This window comes from Ensifer sp. 38_S197, from assembly GCF_056924495.1.
Genome location: NZ_JBXOVZ010000001.1, coordinates 2,063,496 through 2,078,833 on the forward strand (window position 1 = coordinate 2,063,496; position 15,338 = coordinate 2,078,833).

Here is a 15,338-nt window from a genome sequence, read left to right on the forward strand (position 1 = left end):
ATCACCTGTGTCTCATGACGACGACCGTGATGTCGTCATATATCTTCTGCTTGCCGATATGGGCCATCAGGTCCTCGATGATACCCGATTTGACCTCTTCGGCGCTCTGCCCGTAAAATTTGCCTGCACTCGCGCACAGCCGTTCGATGCCGAACATTTCGCCCTTGGCGTTCACCGCCTCGGTCACCCCGTCCGTGTGCAACACGATCATGTCGCCGTGCCCGAAGGAAATCTCGCGAGTCGCGACGAAGGGCGAGATGTCGGATTCGAGGCCGATGGGCAGGCCGAGGTCGAGCGTGTCGATCCGCTCGACTTCGGCTCCCTTGCGCACCACGATCAGTTCCTCGTGCTGTCCCGACAGCGTCAGATGGGTTCCGTCATAATCGAGGAAAGCCAGCGAAAGATGCTTGTCGGTATTGGTCCGCACGATGTTCTTGTAGATCGCGCGGTTGAGGCGATTGAGGAACTGTCGGGGATCCATGTCGCCGGCCTCCTGCAAGGCGCGCGCCACCGATTGCACCATCAGCATCAGCACGCCGCTTTCGAGGCCGTGGCCGGTTACGTCGCCGATACCGATCTTCAGCCGCCCGCCGTCGCGTAGCACGTCATAGTAGTCGCCGCCCACCTCGTCGGCAGGCCGCATATAGGCTGCGATCTCGAGATTGGAAATTTCAGCGAGTTCGCCGGCCTTCGGCAGCACCATCATCTGGATCTGCCGGGCGACCGCGAGTTCGGCGCCGAGGCGCAGGTTCTCGCTGCGCAATTGCGTATTCAGCGTCGAAATCTGATGGTTGGCGTCTTCGAGCTGCTTGGTGCGCTCGGTCACCAGGTTTTCGAGGTTCTCCGTGTGGTAGCTGATTTCCTCTGCCATGCGGTTGAAGGCGATACCGGCTTCGCCGACCTCGTCACGCGTGGAAATGGGAACCCGGACCGAATAGTCCTTGGCCTCGATCCTCGTGGCCGCGCCGGCAAGGGCGCTGATGCCGCGGGTAACGCGCTTGGAAATGCCGAACACCGCGGTGGTGACGAACAGCAGCGAGGCGAGCAAGGCGAGGATCTGATAGATCAGGATCCGGTTTGTCGCCTCGGAGATCCCGGCCTGCGCCGCAAACAACGAGGCGTAGATCTCGCGTTCGGGCACGACGATGCCAAGCGACATGGTTTCGCGGCGAACGGGGCCGGATACCCAGAAATTCTCCGGCTCGAGCTGCTTCAAGAGGATGAGATAGGGCACCTTCTCGCCGCCCTCGTCGAGCAGCACGCGCTGTACGGCGCCGTCGGCGTCGAGCGGTAGTTGCGCAATCGCCGACTGTGCGCTGCGACGGAGCGAACGGTCGAGGCCAGTGACACCTTGCCCTCCCGTGTCGCTCGACCGTTGCAGCCCGATCACCTTCTCCCCGACGGGGTTGATCGCGAGAACGTTTCCGTCCGACATGGTCAGGAAACCGAAGCCGCTGTCGGCCACCTTGACGTTTTCGACAACCTCGGCGAGCTGGTCGAGGGTGATATCGGCGCCCGCGGCACCGGCGACGCTCTTGCGGTCCAGCGACCACAGCGGCTGGAAGAAGCTCACGATCAGCTTGCCGGTGATCGCGTCGGTGTAGGGCGCGGTCTGCGTGATGTCGCTCGGCACTGGGCGCAGACCCTGATTCTGTGCCCACTGCTGCCAGGACTCGTAGATTCCCGGAAAGAAGAAGGTCCAGAACTCCGCCTGGTTGTGCCCGGGATAAAGGCGGTCGAAGGTCTGGGCCTGATCCGTATACGGCACCGTCCTGAAGATAGGCCGTTCCCGGGGACCGATGTAGTACATCTGCAGCTTGGAGCTACCGCTCGCCATCAAGCTTGGTGCGACGAGGTCAAGCACCGTGCTGTTTTCGATATCGGCCTGGACCTCCGGCAATGGGCGGTGGTCGGGCCCGAGCAGATATCCCCAGACGCTGACGACCGAGGAAGCACCGGGCAGGTTCTGGGCCCACCCGCCCTTGGGGTCATAGACGACATCGACGCCGCTAGGAGCGCCCTCAGCCAAAGCGCCGCCGACGGCGGTCTCTCTCGCCGGTTGGTCGATCTGTCCCTGCAGGACACCCGCGAGCGTGCCAACGTCGGAATGCACCTGGCCGATGAGCAAGTTGACACGTGCGACGGTCAATTCCGCATAGGAGCGGATGTAGTCCTGGTTGGCCTTTTCCAGGCCTTGCCCGACTTCAGCCGCGGCATCCCGCGAAAGCCTCTGAACGTTCCAGAGTGCTAGGCCGCCCGTGACCAGCAGGTCGAAAAGCACGGCGCCGCCGACCACCAGCACGAATTTGGCGCGGAACGATCGGAGGCCGAAACGGGGGCGTTGTTCGTCTACGGCGCTCATAAGGGTTTGCGTCCAGACGCGGCCCAGATCGGCCAGCCGGCATAGCCCTTGGGGTGCAGCGCTGCAAAGATATGATCGCGGAAGCCCTGGCGGAAGCGCTCGATGAATTCAGGGGGGTCGCCGCGCTTCACGGCCATTTCGCCGGCATAGACGTTCTCCCAGGCGGCGATCATGTCGGCGAAGTCCTGCGGGTCGCCGTCGAGATTGGTGACCATGAAGGATTCGACGAGGATGTCGTCAAAACCCGCTTCGGCGAGATAGCGCCGGCTCTTCGGCCCGAGCTCCACATCCATCTCGAAGTGGCTGAAAAGCTTGGCGACCTCCGTGTAGGTCCACTGGATGCTGTTGCCGCGCGGTTCGCCAAGGCAGTGCGAGTTCTTCTCGTTGGTGATGTAGACGCGGCCGCCGGGCTTGCAGATCCTGTAAAGCTCCTTCAGCAGAAGCTCCGGCTGATTGAAGATTTGCAGCGAGTGGCGGCAGGTCACGAAGTCGAACTGGTTGTCCTCGATCAGCATCTCCGAGGCGTCGCCGAAGGTGTATTCGATGCCGGTCACGCCGAAATCGGCGGCCACCTTGCGCGCATAGGCGAGGCTCGCTCGGGAATGATCGAGCGCCACGATCCGGGCCGGCTCGAATTCCTTCTGGACCAAGACCGCGAAGTCGCCGATGCCGCAGCAGATATCTGCCATGGCGATGCCGGATCGCATCCCATGCCGCGGCAGGATGTCTCGCTCGTGGCGCCAGGTCATCTTCGTTTGCGTGCGGAGGATCGGAATGAAGCTGGTGTCCTCGACGAAGCTCTGGCCGGGATAGAACATCGAATCGTAGACCTCGACGGAGATCTGCGGCTCGATCGTGCTCAAGTGCCGGAACATGCGCGTCGTCCAGCCGACGACGCTGGACGTGACGACGACCAGGCGCAAGTCCGACCGCTCCCGGCAGGCATCGAGCGCGACCCGGATGAAGGCCTGGAAGGCCGTGTTGTTCATCTGGATGAGGCGCTTTACGTCGATATAGAGAACGCCGCGCACCGCATCGATTGCTTCGCGCAGCGCATGAATGCTCTCGGCGATCTCATCGATCGATCGCGGCCGGATCGTTCCGGCGAGCGAGAAGATCTGGCTGTTCGGATCGAAGGCGACCTTGAAGCGCTGTTTGAGGCCCGCGGTGATCAACTCACCATCCCTTCAAGAGGCAGATCCACGATCAGGGTGATGGCCGAAGCTGCGTCTTCATCAAGCCGGAGGTGGGCGTCATAGTTGACGGCGAGATCCAGGAGCACCGATTCCCGGCTCGGGGCGAGATCGTTGGAAATGGCGTCGAGATAGCGGGCCTCGGCATCGCTCCCAAGGGTTTTCGATACGGCCTCCCGGTAGAAACGTGCCTGACCTGGCGGGCATGGAAAGCTGAGTTGAACTCGCTCCGTGTCGCCCTGGCGGTAGATCGACAGGCCGATCTTTCCGTCCGTGGTACCGCCGCGAAACGAGACCTCCAGAAGCTCGTTCAGAGCGGAAGAGAAGAAGTTCGAATGCCGCACGGGATCGGTTCTGTTGTGGCTGATCATGCGGGCGAGGTAGCTCGAAACATGGTCGCAATGCTGCCAATCCGAGAGGAATATCTCCATCTCCATATCGAACTGAAGCAAGGGCTCGAAAGCCGTCTCCGTGGTCTTATTGACACTTGCACCCATGCAGCAATGTCCTCCGCACCCCGAACTCTGACACGGCCATAAGGCACTTTCTATAATGATTTGTAACCACGCAACCCCCGGATTTTGCACGTAAACAACCCAGGTTTTGCGCTGCGCTTCTCGTCGCGCAACGCATGGATGCGACTAGAGCGTCGCCATCGCCGACGAGCGGCGAAGGTAGGCGCCGATCGCGTCTGCCGGCATGGGCATGCCCAGGAAATAGCCCTGCAGCCGGTCGCATCCCTCCTTTCGCAGCCAGACCGCCTGACCGACGGTTTCCACCCCTTCGGCGGTCACCCGCATGCCAAGGCCATGCGCAAGCCCGATGATCGATCGAATGATCGTCTGGCTCTTCTCGTCGCTCTCGAGGTCCTTGATGAAGTAGCGGTCGATCTTGATCGTGTCGAAGGGGAAGTTCTTGAGGTAGCTGAGCGACGAGTAGAAGGTGCCGAAATCGTCGAGCGAAATTTGGATGCCCAGCACGTTCAGGGTATTCAGCGTGTCCAGGTTGTTGGTCGTGCGCTCGAGCAGGACCGTTTCCGTGACCTCCAACTCGAGCCGGTCAGCCCTGAGGCCGGCCATGTCGAGCGCCTGGGCGATCCGGTCGGTCAGGCCCTCCCGCAGAAATTCTGCCGGGGAGAGGTTGACGGCGACGGTGAAGTGCGACGGCCAGGTGGCGGCCTGCCGGCAGGCCTCTTCCAGCACCCATTGGCCGATCTCGCTCATCAGCCCGTCGGCTTCCGCCATGGGAATGAAGACGTTGGGGGGAATGACGCCCACCAGCGGATGATGCCATCGCGCCAGGGCTTCAAAGCCGACGATCGAAAACGGCGGTTCGACGAGCGGTTGGTACTCGATGGAAAACTGATTGTCCTGCAGCGCGGTGCGCAGGCTTCGGCGTAGCATCTCGCGTTGTTCCAGAACGATCAGCATCGAGCGGCTGAAGGTCTTGGCCCGGCCCCTGCCGTCCTTCTTTGCCGCGTAGAGCGCGATGTCCGCCGCCTTCATCAGTTGCTCGATCTCGTTGCCATCGTTCGGTGCGATGGCAATGCCGATGCTGGCGCCGACGAAGACTGAGATGCCATCGATCGTAAACGGCTCATTGAACGCCTGGACCAGGGCCTCGGCGAGATACTCGGCATCGGTCGGCTGGTCGCTGTGGCGCTGGATGACGGCAAACTCGTCGCCGGCCAGGCGATAGGCGACCTCGCCATCGCGAAGCGCTCCGCGAATCCGCTCCGCCGCCATCTTGAGCACGGCGTCGCCGGCGCCGTGGCCGAGCGTATCGTTGACCGGCTTGAAGTCGTCGAGGTCGATCTGCATCAGCGCCAGCTTTTCGCCGGGCGTCGGCAGGATGCTTTGCAGATCGTCGCTGAATTGCCGGCGATTGGGCAGGCCCGTCAGCACATCGTGAGTTGCCTGGTGCAACAGCAGCGCCCGTTCGCTTTCGCCATGGCTGCCGATCTCTCGGCGCGTCGAGCGGCCGGTCGTTTCGAGCACGCCGATGCCGCGCACGGCGCGGAAGACCAGAAGCGTGCGCCGTGACTTGGTGGTGGCGTCGATGACTTCGACGCTTCTGGGCACGCCGTTTGCGATCACCGACTCGACCGTCGCCTTGGAGGCGGGCGCAAGCAACTCCGGATAGAGGTGCCACAAGGTCGCATCGACCAGCGCGCCGACTTCGTAGGTCTCCTGGAGCGCTGGCGAAGCGCTCGTCAGATGGAAAGCCTCGTCATAGAACGAAAGGATTTCATCGGCGTTGGCCGCTACGGGATCTTGCACTGAAGCTGAAGCAGACGAGGTTGCATCAGTGTCCGGCATACTTGCCTTTCCCTTTCTGTTCCGAACTCAACCGGGGACGGTAGCGGTCGCGTCTCCCGTGGACAGCGCCACGCGGCACTTCGGCGTGGTTTGGTCCTTCTCCAAAGCTATCGCGCGACGTATCCGGGTCAATGCCTTTGCCGCACGGTGAATACTGCCTGTGGAAACCTCGCTTCAGAACATGGCGGGCCTGGCGCGGCACCATTGCCCTGCCCGGTTGTATATAAGCCCCTTCTTTTATCATTTACCATCATTGCATGCAATTTGGTGCCGTTTCGAGAAGTCGCCGAAGGCTGGTTCATGTGGCGATCCCATTGCAGGACAGCCGTGTGAACCGAGCTTTTCGGCGCAAGGCCTTCCTGCCTGGGATCGACGAACCGCTGATTTTGACGGGCAAGCGGATGGAAGGGTCTCCTTCAGGCGCGGGTTAACCATAAACGAAGAAACCGGTGGATTGGATGACTGTTCGCCGCCCGCGACGGGGTCGAAAGCACAGTTTCGCGGCCGATTCCAATGCGGGATCAACGCGTGCTCAAGATCACGTCGGTCTTCTGGAAGCTCCTGACGTCGATCAGGCCCTTGTCGGATATCCTGAGTTCCGGAATGACGACCAGCGCCAGCAGCGAGTGCTGCATGTAGGCGTTGTTCAAGCGGCAGCCGCAGGCGCGCATCGCCTCGACGATGGCGGCCGCCTTCTCGGCGACGATCTCTGCCCGCTGATCGGACATCAGGCCCGCGACAGGCAGCTCGACGAGCGCCAGCTCGCGGCCTTCCTTGATCACGACGATGCCGCCGCCGACCTCGTGCAGCCGGTTGGCCGCCTTGGCCATATCCGACTTGTTCGTACCGACGACGATCATGTGATGGCTGTCATGGGCGACCGTGCTGGCGATCGCGCAGTCGCTGTCATAGCTGAAGCCGGAAACGAAGGCATTGACGACGTCGCCGGTGCCGCGGTGGCGTTCGACCAGTGCGATCTGGCAAATGTCGTTGACGCGGTCCATCTGCACCAGGCCGTTCTCGATCGCGACCTCGGCCTCGAGCGCACGCGTCGGCGCCTGGTTTTCGACGACGCCGATGACCTGAACGCGGGCGCGTGATGCGCGTGCGTTGGACGCAATATCGAAATCCGCGGCGGCGAGCATCCGGCCGAGGTGGACGGTGTTGCGCGCACTTTCCGGATAGACGTAAGCCGGAATATCGCGCACGAGCGTGCCGCTTTCGGCCATGAGTTCGCCGCGGGCAAAAACCATCTCGATCGGTAGCGCCACGAGATCCGAGGTGACGATAAGGTCGGCTCGCCGGCCCGGCGCAATCGATCCGAGCTCGCGCTCCAGGCCAAAATGCTGGGCAGTGTTGAGCGTCGCCATCTGGATGGCGGTCACCGGCTTTAGCCCTTGAGCGATCGCGTGGCGCACGACCCGGTTCATGTGTCCGTCATGGACGAGCGTGCCGGAATGGCTGTCGTCGGTGCACAGCAGGAAATTGCGCGGATCGAGACCGGATTCGGTGACGGCCTTGATCTGGGCCGCAACGTCGTACCAGGCCGAACCGAGCCGCAGCATAGCGCGCATGCCCTGGCGAACGCGGGCAATGGCGTCCTCCACGGTCGTGCCTTCGTGGTCGTCGGCCGGTCCGCCGGCGGCATAGGCATGGAACTCGCGGCCGAGATGCGGCGAGGCATAATGCCCGCCGACGGTGAGACGCGCATCCTGTGTGGCGGCGATCTCGGCCATCATCTTCGGATCGTTTCCGGCAACGCCCGGGAAATTCATCATTTCGCCAAGCCCGATGATGTTCGGCCAGGCGAGTGCCTCGGCGACATCCTGGGCGGAAAGCTCGGCGCCGGCGGTTTCGAGCCCCGGCGCGCTCGGCACGCAGCTCGGCATCTGGACAAGCACGTTGATCGGCAGGCTCTGGGCTTCATCGTTCATCAACCGGACGCCGTCGAGCCCGAACACGTTGGCGATCTCGTGCGGATCGATGAACATGGTGGTCGTGCCGTGCGGGATGACCGCACGGGCAAATTCGGTAACGGTGACGAGGCCGCTTTCGACATGCATGTGGGCGTCGCAAAGGCCTGGCACGAGGTAGCGGCCCGCGGCGTCGACGACCTTGGTTTCAGCGCCGATCGTGTAGCCGGCGTCCGGGCCGACATAGGCAAAGCGGCCGGCTTTGACGGCGATATCGGTGCCGGGAATGATCTCGCCGGAATAGACGTTTACCCACTTGCCGTTGCGGATCACGAGATCGGCCGGCTTGCGGCCCATGGCGACGTCGACCAGTTCGGGTGCGGTCTTCGACCAGGATTGAAGCATGAGAGTTTCCTTCGAATGGGCGATGTCGGCGCCCTTCCATCGGGAAGGAGGGCGCCGAAGGATTTGCTGGCGGTCTACTGGGTCTGGGCGACGAGCGCTGCGGCAAGCAGGGCGACGAACCACATCACCGGTCTTACATCGCCGGCCCGGCCGCAGACCAGCTTGATCAGCACATAGGCGATGATCGCAAGCGACAGGCCAAGCGTGATCGAAAAGGTGAGCGGGATCAATACGATCGCAAGGAAGGCCGGGATCGCTTCATCGAGTGCGCTCCAGCGGATGTTGCTGATCGGTTCGGACATGAAGAGGCCGGTGAGGATCAGCACCGGCGCGGTCGCGACCGCCGGCACCAGCGAAAGCAGCGGCGACAGGAACAGGAAGGGCAGGAAGAGAAGCCCCGCGATCAGTGCGACGAGGCCGGTTCGTCCCCCTTGCGCAATACCCGCACCGGATTCGAGATAGACTGTCGCCGGGCTCGTTCCGAGCGGTGCGGAGAGCAGCGCCGCGATCGCATCGACATGCATGGATTCGCGGATGTTGCGCGGCATGCCGGTCTCATCCTTGAGGTCGGCGGCTTCCGCAAGTCCGAGGAAGGTCGAAAGCGCCTCGATGAAGTTGGTGAACAGGAAGACGAAGATGAAGGGCAGGTAGATCAGGTTCAAGGCGCCCAAGAGATCGATCTGGCCGACGAAGCTGAAATCCGGCGCGGCGGAGAAACCGCTCCAGTTGACCAGCGTGTGGACATCAGGGGTCTCGGGCCAAAACGCGCTGCCGTCGCCCCACCAGCGGCCAATCGGGATCGAGAGGATCGTGGTGAGGATCATGCCGGCCATCATGGCGCCGGGAACACGCCGTACCACCAGAGCAACCGTCAGCACGAAGCCGACGATGAAGGTCAGCGTCACTGGGTTGAACTGCGTGAGACCAACGATCGTATCGGGATTGGCGACGATGAACTTGGCGTTTTCCAGGCCGATCAGTGCGATGAAAAGGCCGATGCCGCAGGCAATGCCATAGCGCAGATCAACCGGGATCGCCTCGATGATCGTCTGGCGAAGGTTGAAGAACGCCATGATGGTGAAGAGCACGCCGGCCCAGAAGACGCAGCCAAGTGCGATTTCGAGCGGAACCTTGGCGCCGACGACCATGGTGTAGGCAAAGAGCGCATTGATGCCCATGCCGGGCGCCACCAGAATGGGGCTACGGGCATAGAGCCCCATGGCGCAGCTGCCGATGAAGCTGACAAGCACCGTCGCCGTCACGCCGGCCGAAAACGGAATGCCGGCATGCGCCAGGATCGAGGGATTGACGACGATGACGTAGGAGGCGGCGAGGAAGGTGGTGAGTCCTGCGAGGATTTCGGTACGGACGGTCGAGCCGAGCCGCGAAATCTGGAAGTAGCGGTCGAGAAGAGCGCCGAGCCAGGATGTTTCCGGGCTTGGTGCCGCCTCCACGGTCTTGTTCGGATAGTTCATCTTGTTCCCCTTTTTTAAACGACGAAGGGGGCCGGCGTGGCCGACCCCCTCCTAGGCATCATTCCGCGGCAACGGCGCGCTCATCCCCGCTTGCGGGCGCAAACGGCGAGATCACCTTGAGCCCGACGCAGTCGACGACACCGAGATCGGTGATCGCATATTCGGGGATCGCCGTGATCTGCAGCACGAACATGTACATGAAGGGCCAGGGCAGCGGGCAGCCGAGTGCGCGGGCCGCATCGTCGAGCTGATCTTCCAGCGCCGCCATTTCGGCCGGCTCGATGTCGGAGACGATGCCGCCGATCGGCAGGTGCAGGAAGGCTTCGACCTTGCCGTTCTTGACCACGACCTGGCCGCCATTGTTGGCGATCAGGTGGTTGATGGCGATGCGCATGTCCTCGAGATCGGCGCCGATGCAGATGATGTTGTTGTCGTCGGGCGCGGTGGAACTGGCGATCGCGCCTTCCTTGAGGCCGAAGCCGGAGGCAAAGGCGACCGGGCGGTTCCGGGTCTTGCCGTAGCGCTCGACGACGGTGACGTATTGCACGTCCCTCATGGGATCTGCGAGCACCTGGCCGTTCTTGACTGCAAGTGTCACGTCGCGGCGGGTGCGCACGAAGATCTTTTCCGGTGTGACGGCGATCGCCATGGCGTCTGCCGTGTCTCCGCCGCCGTCATAGGCGACCTTGAGGTCGCCGGGCTGGAGCGGTGCGACCTTGACCGAGTTGAGAAGTGCTGCGCTGCGTTCAGGCGGCGTCAACTCGATCGCCATCTTGCCGTTGCGTGCGACCACCTCACCCTTGGCGACGACCGTTTCGACGTTGAAGTTTCGAAGGTCGTTGACGAGCAGGATGTCGGCGGCGCGGCCGGGCGAGATCGAGCCGACCTTGTCGTCGATCCGGAGCGCATCGGCGCCGTTGATCGTCGCCATCTGGATCGCCGCCATTGGCGAGATGCCCATGGCGATCGCCATGCGCACCATGTTGTCGAGATGGCCGCGCTTCAGGATGTCGCTCGCCACCACGTCGTCGGTGCAGAAGCTGATGCGGCGGAGCGCCTTGGCGCCCATCTCGGTGACGATCCGCAGGTTGTCGGCGAGGAAGTGCGAGATCGAGGATTCGCGCACCACGACATGCATGCCAGCGCGCAGCTTTTCGAGCATTTCCTCCGGCGTGTAGCTCTCGTGATCGGCACGCACGCCGGACTGCTGGTAGCCGTTAAGACGCGCGCCGCGCGTCATCGGGCAGCAGCCGAGCACCGGCAACCGGCTCTTTTCGGCAAGCTCCAGCGCCGCGAGCACGTCGGCGTCTTCCTCCTGGATGAATTCGCGCACGGTTTCCCAGATGCCGACGCATTCCGGCCAGTGGTGCGTCGCCTGGTGGTCGGCGGGGCTGAAATAGTGGCCGACGGTCGAGCGCGGCATGGTGTAGGGCGTCTTGCAGGGCGCACCCCAGAAGACTTTCAGCGGCGTCTGCTTTGCCTCGTCGAGGAATTCGCGCGCCGCAGCCGGCCCGCCGACGACGATGATCTGGTCGAGACCGGTGACGATCGAGGTCGTGCCGAGCGGAACGACGGCCTTGGCGAAGCTCGTCAGCGACATCTTCGAGCACTCGACATGCAGATGCCCGTCGATCATGCCCGGCGTCAGATACTTGCCCGTTGCATCGACGATCTTGGTTTCGGGACCGATATAGTCGGAGACATCGCCAACGGCGATGATGCGCTCACCATAGATGGCAACATCGGCCTGATAGATCTCTTCCGAGACGACATTGACCAGGCGACCGCCCCGGATCGCCAGGGTCGCCTTGCCGCCGGTGCCCGATGCGGCGCGAATGAATTCTCTGATATCGCTCACTGGAACCTCTTCTCCCTTAGCTCCAGTGAATATTCCCAATTCCACGCTGTTTGCACAATGGGCCGAAACAGGCTAATTTCTGAACATATCATCCAAGATTTTGGACGAAGTATGGATCTCTCGCTCATCGACTGTTTCGTAAAGGTCGCCGATTCCCGTTCGATTTCAGCGGCTTCGCGTCGCTATCGGTTGCCGAAGTCGACGCTCAGTCACAAGATCCGGCAATTGGAGGACGAGTTCGGCATCGAGCTCTTCGTTCGTGAAGGGCATCAGTTGCACGTGACCGATGCGGGGGCGGAGTTCCTGCGCTACGCGCGGCTCATCCAGTCGAACTGTGACGACGCGGCAACCGCCATGGCGGAGATGCGCCAGGAAGTGGCGGGCACGCTGCGCGTAGGCTCGACCGGCGAATTCGGCACCACGATCACGTCGGAACTGCTCTACGCCTTTCGCCAGCAATATCCGCAGGTCAATCTCGATGTCGTCTTTCTGTCCTCGCGCCAGCCGTTTTCCGATGTCACCGAGCAGGCGCTCGACGGTATTTTCCATTGGGGCGAGCCTTCTGATGTCGACTATATCAGCCGCAGGCTCTCCGTCTCGTCCTACGGCCTCTTCGCCAGCCCGCAATACATCGCGCGCCACGGCCAACCGAAAGATCCGGACGAGCTTGCCGGCCATCGCGGCCTCGTCTTCCGCCAGCCGACGCGGCTACAGTCCTGGTATCTGACGCAACCCGGCGAGGACGAGGTGGACCTGCTGCCGACGGCGACCTGCACCACCAACGATTACTGGACGATCAAGTATTTCGCGGTCGCTGGCGAGGGCATCGCCTATCTGCCGGACTTCTTCGTCGAGACCGAACGGCAGGCCGGACTGCTGGAGCCGGTGCTTCCCGACTGGCGTTCGCCACAGACGGCGATCAACCTCATCTATTCGCGCCGCCGGCACGTGTCGAAACGCTTCAAGGCCTTTGTCGACTTCTGCATCGACTTCTATCGCGACCGGGATCGGGTGAAGATCCCGCGCTACTACGTGGAACGGGTCAGTCTTTAGAGCAATCCCAGGAAAAGCGTGAAACGACTTTCTGTCCTGAATTGTCATAGGTTCGTTCCTTAGCCGAGCAGCGACGGCAGAGCGCTGGCGCCGTCGACATTGCCGCCGCAGAGCAGGACGACATTGGTCTGGCCGGCACATTTTTCGGCTACCTGGCGGAAGCCGGCAAGTGCGAGGGCGGCAGCACCTTCCACCAGCATGTGCTCGCCAAGAAGCAGGTCGCGCATCGCCGCTGCGATTTCCGCTTCCGTGCAGGTCACGACCTCGTCGATCACGGTCATCGAAAGGCCGAGCGTCAGGCTGTCTTCATCGAGACCGCCGGCGACCGCTTCGGCGAGCGTGTCGAGGTGATCCGTGTCGACGACGCGGCCGGCTCTCATGGACGCAGCGAGTGCTGCCGAGTTGGCGGCTGAAACGCCGACGACGCGGGTGTGTGGACTGAAGCTCTTCAGTACCGAGCCTATGCCGCTGATCAGCCCGCCGCCGCCCATGGCGACGAAGACATTGTCGATGCGCTCGGCCTGTTCCAGCAATTCAAGCGCGATCGTCCCCTGTCCGGCAATGATATCAGGGTCGTTGTAGGGCGAGACGTAAGCGAGCTGTTCCGATACGGCCAGCCGCTGCGCATGCCGTTCGGCAAGCCCGGTCTCGGCGCCGTGGAGAATGACGTCGCCGCCATAGGAACGGATGCGTTCGAGTTTTGCCGGCTTGACGATCTCGGGCAGCACGACGGTCAGTTTCTGGCCGATCGCGCTTGCGGCATGGGCAGCACCGATGCCGTGATTGCCGGAGGAGGCAGTGATGACCCGCTGGTCCCGCGGCAGCGAGGTCATCTTGCTGGCAGCGCCGCGGATCTTGAACGAGCCTGTCAACTGCAGGTTCTCGGCCTTGAACAGCACCGTCGAGGATGTTTGCCGCCCGGCCGTGCGCGACGGAATGAGTGGTGTCTCATAGATGAAGGGGCGGATGCGCTGGCGTGCCCTGACAGAGCGCGCGGCCGTTTCAAGGACGTCTTTGGTCATGGGGTTGTTCCTTGCGAGCGGCCGAACAGGCCGAGTGCATCAAGCGCGGTGCGGGCGATGGCGATGTCCTGCGTGGCGATCCCCGTCAGGTCGGCGATGGTGATATCCCCGTCCGAGCGCCGACCTTTGACCGTGCCGGAAAGGACAGAGCCAAGGGCAATGCAGCCTCCTTCGCCGATCAGCCCGGCCCGGGCTGCGACGGAGAACTCGCCATGGTCGAGACATTGATCGGCGAGATCGACGACGAGCCGATCCGCATGCGCAACAAGCGCGATATCGAGTTCCTGCTTGCCTGGTGCGTCGGCGCCCAGGGCGGTGATGTGCGTGCCCGGTGCGATCCATTGCGATCGGATCATCGGTTCTTTTGACGGTGTCGTCGTTATGATCGCGTCGGACTGGCGGCACAATGTTTCGAGGTCGGTTGTCGCCGCGATGGAAAGATCAAGGTCTGCCAGGTCGGTGAGCACGGCCTGAGCAGGTTCCGGCGACCGCCCCCAGACAGTGAAGTGCAAAGAACGGTCGGAGAGCGCAGCGAGTGCCCGGATTTGAACGCGCGCCTGCGTCCCGGTGCCGACAATGCCGATCCTCCGGGCGTCGCCGCGCCAGAGCGCCATGGTCGCAATAGCGCCACCGATGCCGGTGCGAAGATCGGTCAGCATCCCCTTGTCGTCGAGCACGGCGACCACATCTCCGGTCTCGGTGGAGACCGCAACCATCATGCCGGTGCTCGATGGCAGCCCCTTGGCCGGGTTGTCGTAGAAGCCGGCGGCGATCTTCACGACGAAGAACGGATCGCCTTCGATGTAGCCGTATTTGATGTGGCAATCGGCGTTGCGGCCGGAAAGCGGCAGGTAGCCGACCGGCGGCAGGTTGGCGCGGCCGTCGATCGCGGCGATGTAGGCGTCACGGATCGCCGGGGCTGCGAGCGTCAGCAAGGGCAGTTTGGCAAGTCTTTCGCGGTCGATGACGATCATTGCGCGCTCTCCTTGCTCAGATATTTGTAAACGGTCGCCCGGCCCATGCCGAGGATGCGGGAGATGTAGGAGGCGGCATTCTTGCCGCCGAAGGCGCCGTCGGAGGAAAGCGCGATCACCAGCGCCTGCTTGTCAGTACGGCTCATGGTCGAGATCGTCAGTCCGCGGGTGGTCGTCCATTGCTGGACATATTCGTTGACGCGCTCGTGCCAGTCCTCCTTGAACAGGCTCTCCGGCTTGTCGCGGGCCGGCACGCGGACAAGCGCGTTGAGCGTGCGCAGTGCGGCGTGAAAATCGGAGACGTCGGCGTTGATGCAAAGCACGCCGATTGCTTTGCCCGTCCTGTCGTGCAGCACGGCGCTGATCGCCTTGATCGGGCGGCCGTCCCAGTTGACCTTCTCGTAGGGACCGATGATCCCGTCCGCTTCCGTGAAGCCGATCTCGCTGAGCAGCGAGGGCTCGCCGATTTCCCGCTTCGAGAAATTGCCGGAGATATGGACGACGGTTTCGGTTGCGAGGTCGTGCAGCACGACTTCGGCAAAGGGCTGGAACAGCAATGCAATCGCGTCGCAGACCAGGATATGCGGGCGGAGTTCCGGGTTCACGGCCTTCCCTTTCTCGATTGATGGCCGTTAAATCATGTGTAGACAAAATTGTCCATAATAGATTTTTTGTATCCTATCCGAAAAACGCAACAGCGGCGTGCGAGGGTGCGCACGCCGCTGATTGCATCCTATGCCGCTGCCCCCGACGCCAGGCGCTGAC

At 62.5% G+C, this 15,338-nt stretch carries 11 protein-coding genes; 1 reads left to right on the forward strand and 10 read right to left on the reverse strand.

The features are described 5' to 3' along the window. Nucleotide 1: 1 nt before the first annotated feature. From AC1Z3V_RS09555 to AC1Z3V_RS09585, 7 genes are all read right to left on the reverse strand, one after another. The gene (locus AC1Z3V_RS09555; RefSeq protein WP_483498484.1) at nt 2-2,362 is read right to left on the reverse strand and encodes a SpoIIE family protein phosphatase; all 2,361 of its coding nucleotides are present in this window, start codon (nt 2,360-2,362) and stop codon (nt 2-4) included. Further along, nucleotides 2,359-3,537 (reverse strand): methyltransferase domain-containing protein, encoded by a 1,179-nt coding sequence (locus tag AC1Z3V_RS09560; RefSeq protein ID WP_483498485.1) that lies wholly within the window; start codon nt 3,535-3,537, stop codon nt 2,359-2,361. The genes AC1Z3V_RS09555 and AC1Z3V_RS09560 overlap by 4 nt, the downstream gene beginning before the upstream one ends. Further along, a complete protein-coding gene (locus tag AC1Z3V_RS09565; RefSeq protein WP_483498486.1) occupies nt 3,534-4,052 on the reverse strand; it encodes a ubiquinone biosynthesis methyltransferase UbiE in 519 nt (172 codons plus the stop codon). The genes AC1Z3V_RS09560 and AC1Z3V_RS09565 overlap by 4 nt, the downstream gene beginning before the upstream one ends. Before the next feature lie 144 nt (nt 4,053-4,196). Continuing rightward, on the reverse strand, nt 4,197-5,873 hold the full coding sequence (locus AC1Z3V_RS09570; RefSeq protein ID WP_483498487.1) for a putative bifunctional diguanylate cyclase/phosphodiesterase: 1,677 nt from the start codon (nt 5,871-5,873) through the stop codon (nt 4,197-4,199). 521 nt (nt 5,874-6,394) lie between these two features. Beyond that, nucleotides 6,395-8,191: an adenine deaminase gene (ade, locus tag AC1Z3V_RS09575; protein WP_483498488.1), complete on the reverse strand. Its 1,797-nt coding sequence runs from the start codon at nt 8,189-8,191 to the stop codon at nt 6,395-6,397. A gap of 74 nt (nt 8,192-8,265) precedes the next feature. Continuing rightward, nucleotides 8,266-9,666 (reverse strand): NCS2 family permease, encoded by a 1,401-nt coding sequence (locus AC1Z3V_RS09580; RefSeq protein ID WP_483498489.1) that lies wholly within the window; start codon nt 9,664-9,666, stop codon nt 8,266-8,268. 58 nt (nt 9,667-9,724) lie between these two features. Continuing rightward, nucleotides 9,725-11,524, reverse strand: coding sequence for an adenine deaminase (locus tag AC1Z3V_RS09585; protein ID WP_483498490.1), 1,800 nt, complete (start codon nt 11,522-11,524; stop codon nt 9,725-9,727). Nucleotides 11,525-11,635: 111 nt separating this feature from the next. On the opposite strand from AC1Z3V_RS09585, the gene AC1Z3V_RS09590 reads away from it, so the two are divergent. Beyond that, nucleotides 11,636-12,577: a LysR family transcriptional regulator gene (locus tag AC1Z3V_RS09590; RefSeq protein ID WP_429818195.1), complete on the forward strand. Its 942-nt coding sequence runs from the start codon at nt 11,636-11,638 to the stop codon at nt 12,575-12,577. Between the two features lie 59 nt (nt 12,578-12,636). Here AC1Z3V_RS09590 and AC1Z3V_RS09595 read toward each other — a convergent pair whose 3' ends face one another. The 3 genes from AC1Z3V_RS09595 to AC1Z3V_RS09605 are packed head-to-tail and all read right to left on the reverse strand — an operon-like array spanning nt 12,637 to nt 15,178. Then, nucleotides 12,637-13,599, reverse strand: a complete 963-nt coding sequence (locus AC1Z3V_RS09595; RefSeq protein WP_483498491.1) for a threonine ammonia-lyase — start codon at nt 13,597-13,599, stop codon at nt 12,637-12,639. After that, nucleotides 13,596-14,573, reverse strand: a complete 978-nt coding sequence (locus AC1Z3V_RS09600; protein ID WP_483498492.1) for an ornithine cyclodeaminase family protein — start codon at nt 14,571-14,573, stop codon at nt 13,596-13,598. Before AC1Z3V_RS09600 ends, AC1Z3V_RS09595 begins: the two co-directional genes overlap by 4 nt. Continuing rightward, nucleotides 14,570-15,178: a helix-turn-helix transcriptional regulator gene (locus AC1Z3V_RS09605; protein WP_483498493.1), complete on the reverse strand. Its 609-nt coding sequence runs from the start codon at nt 15,176-15,178 to the stop codon at nt 14,570-14,572. Before AC1Z3V_RS09605 ends, AC1Z3V_RS09600 begins: the two co-directional genes overlap by 4 nt. Nucleotides 15,179-15,338: the final 160 nt, after the last annotated feature.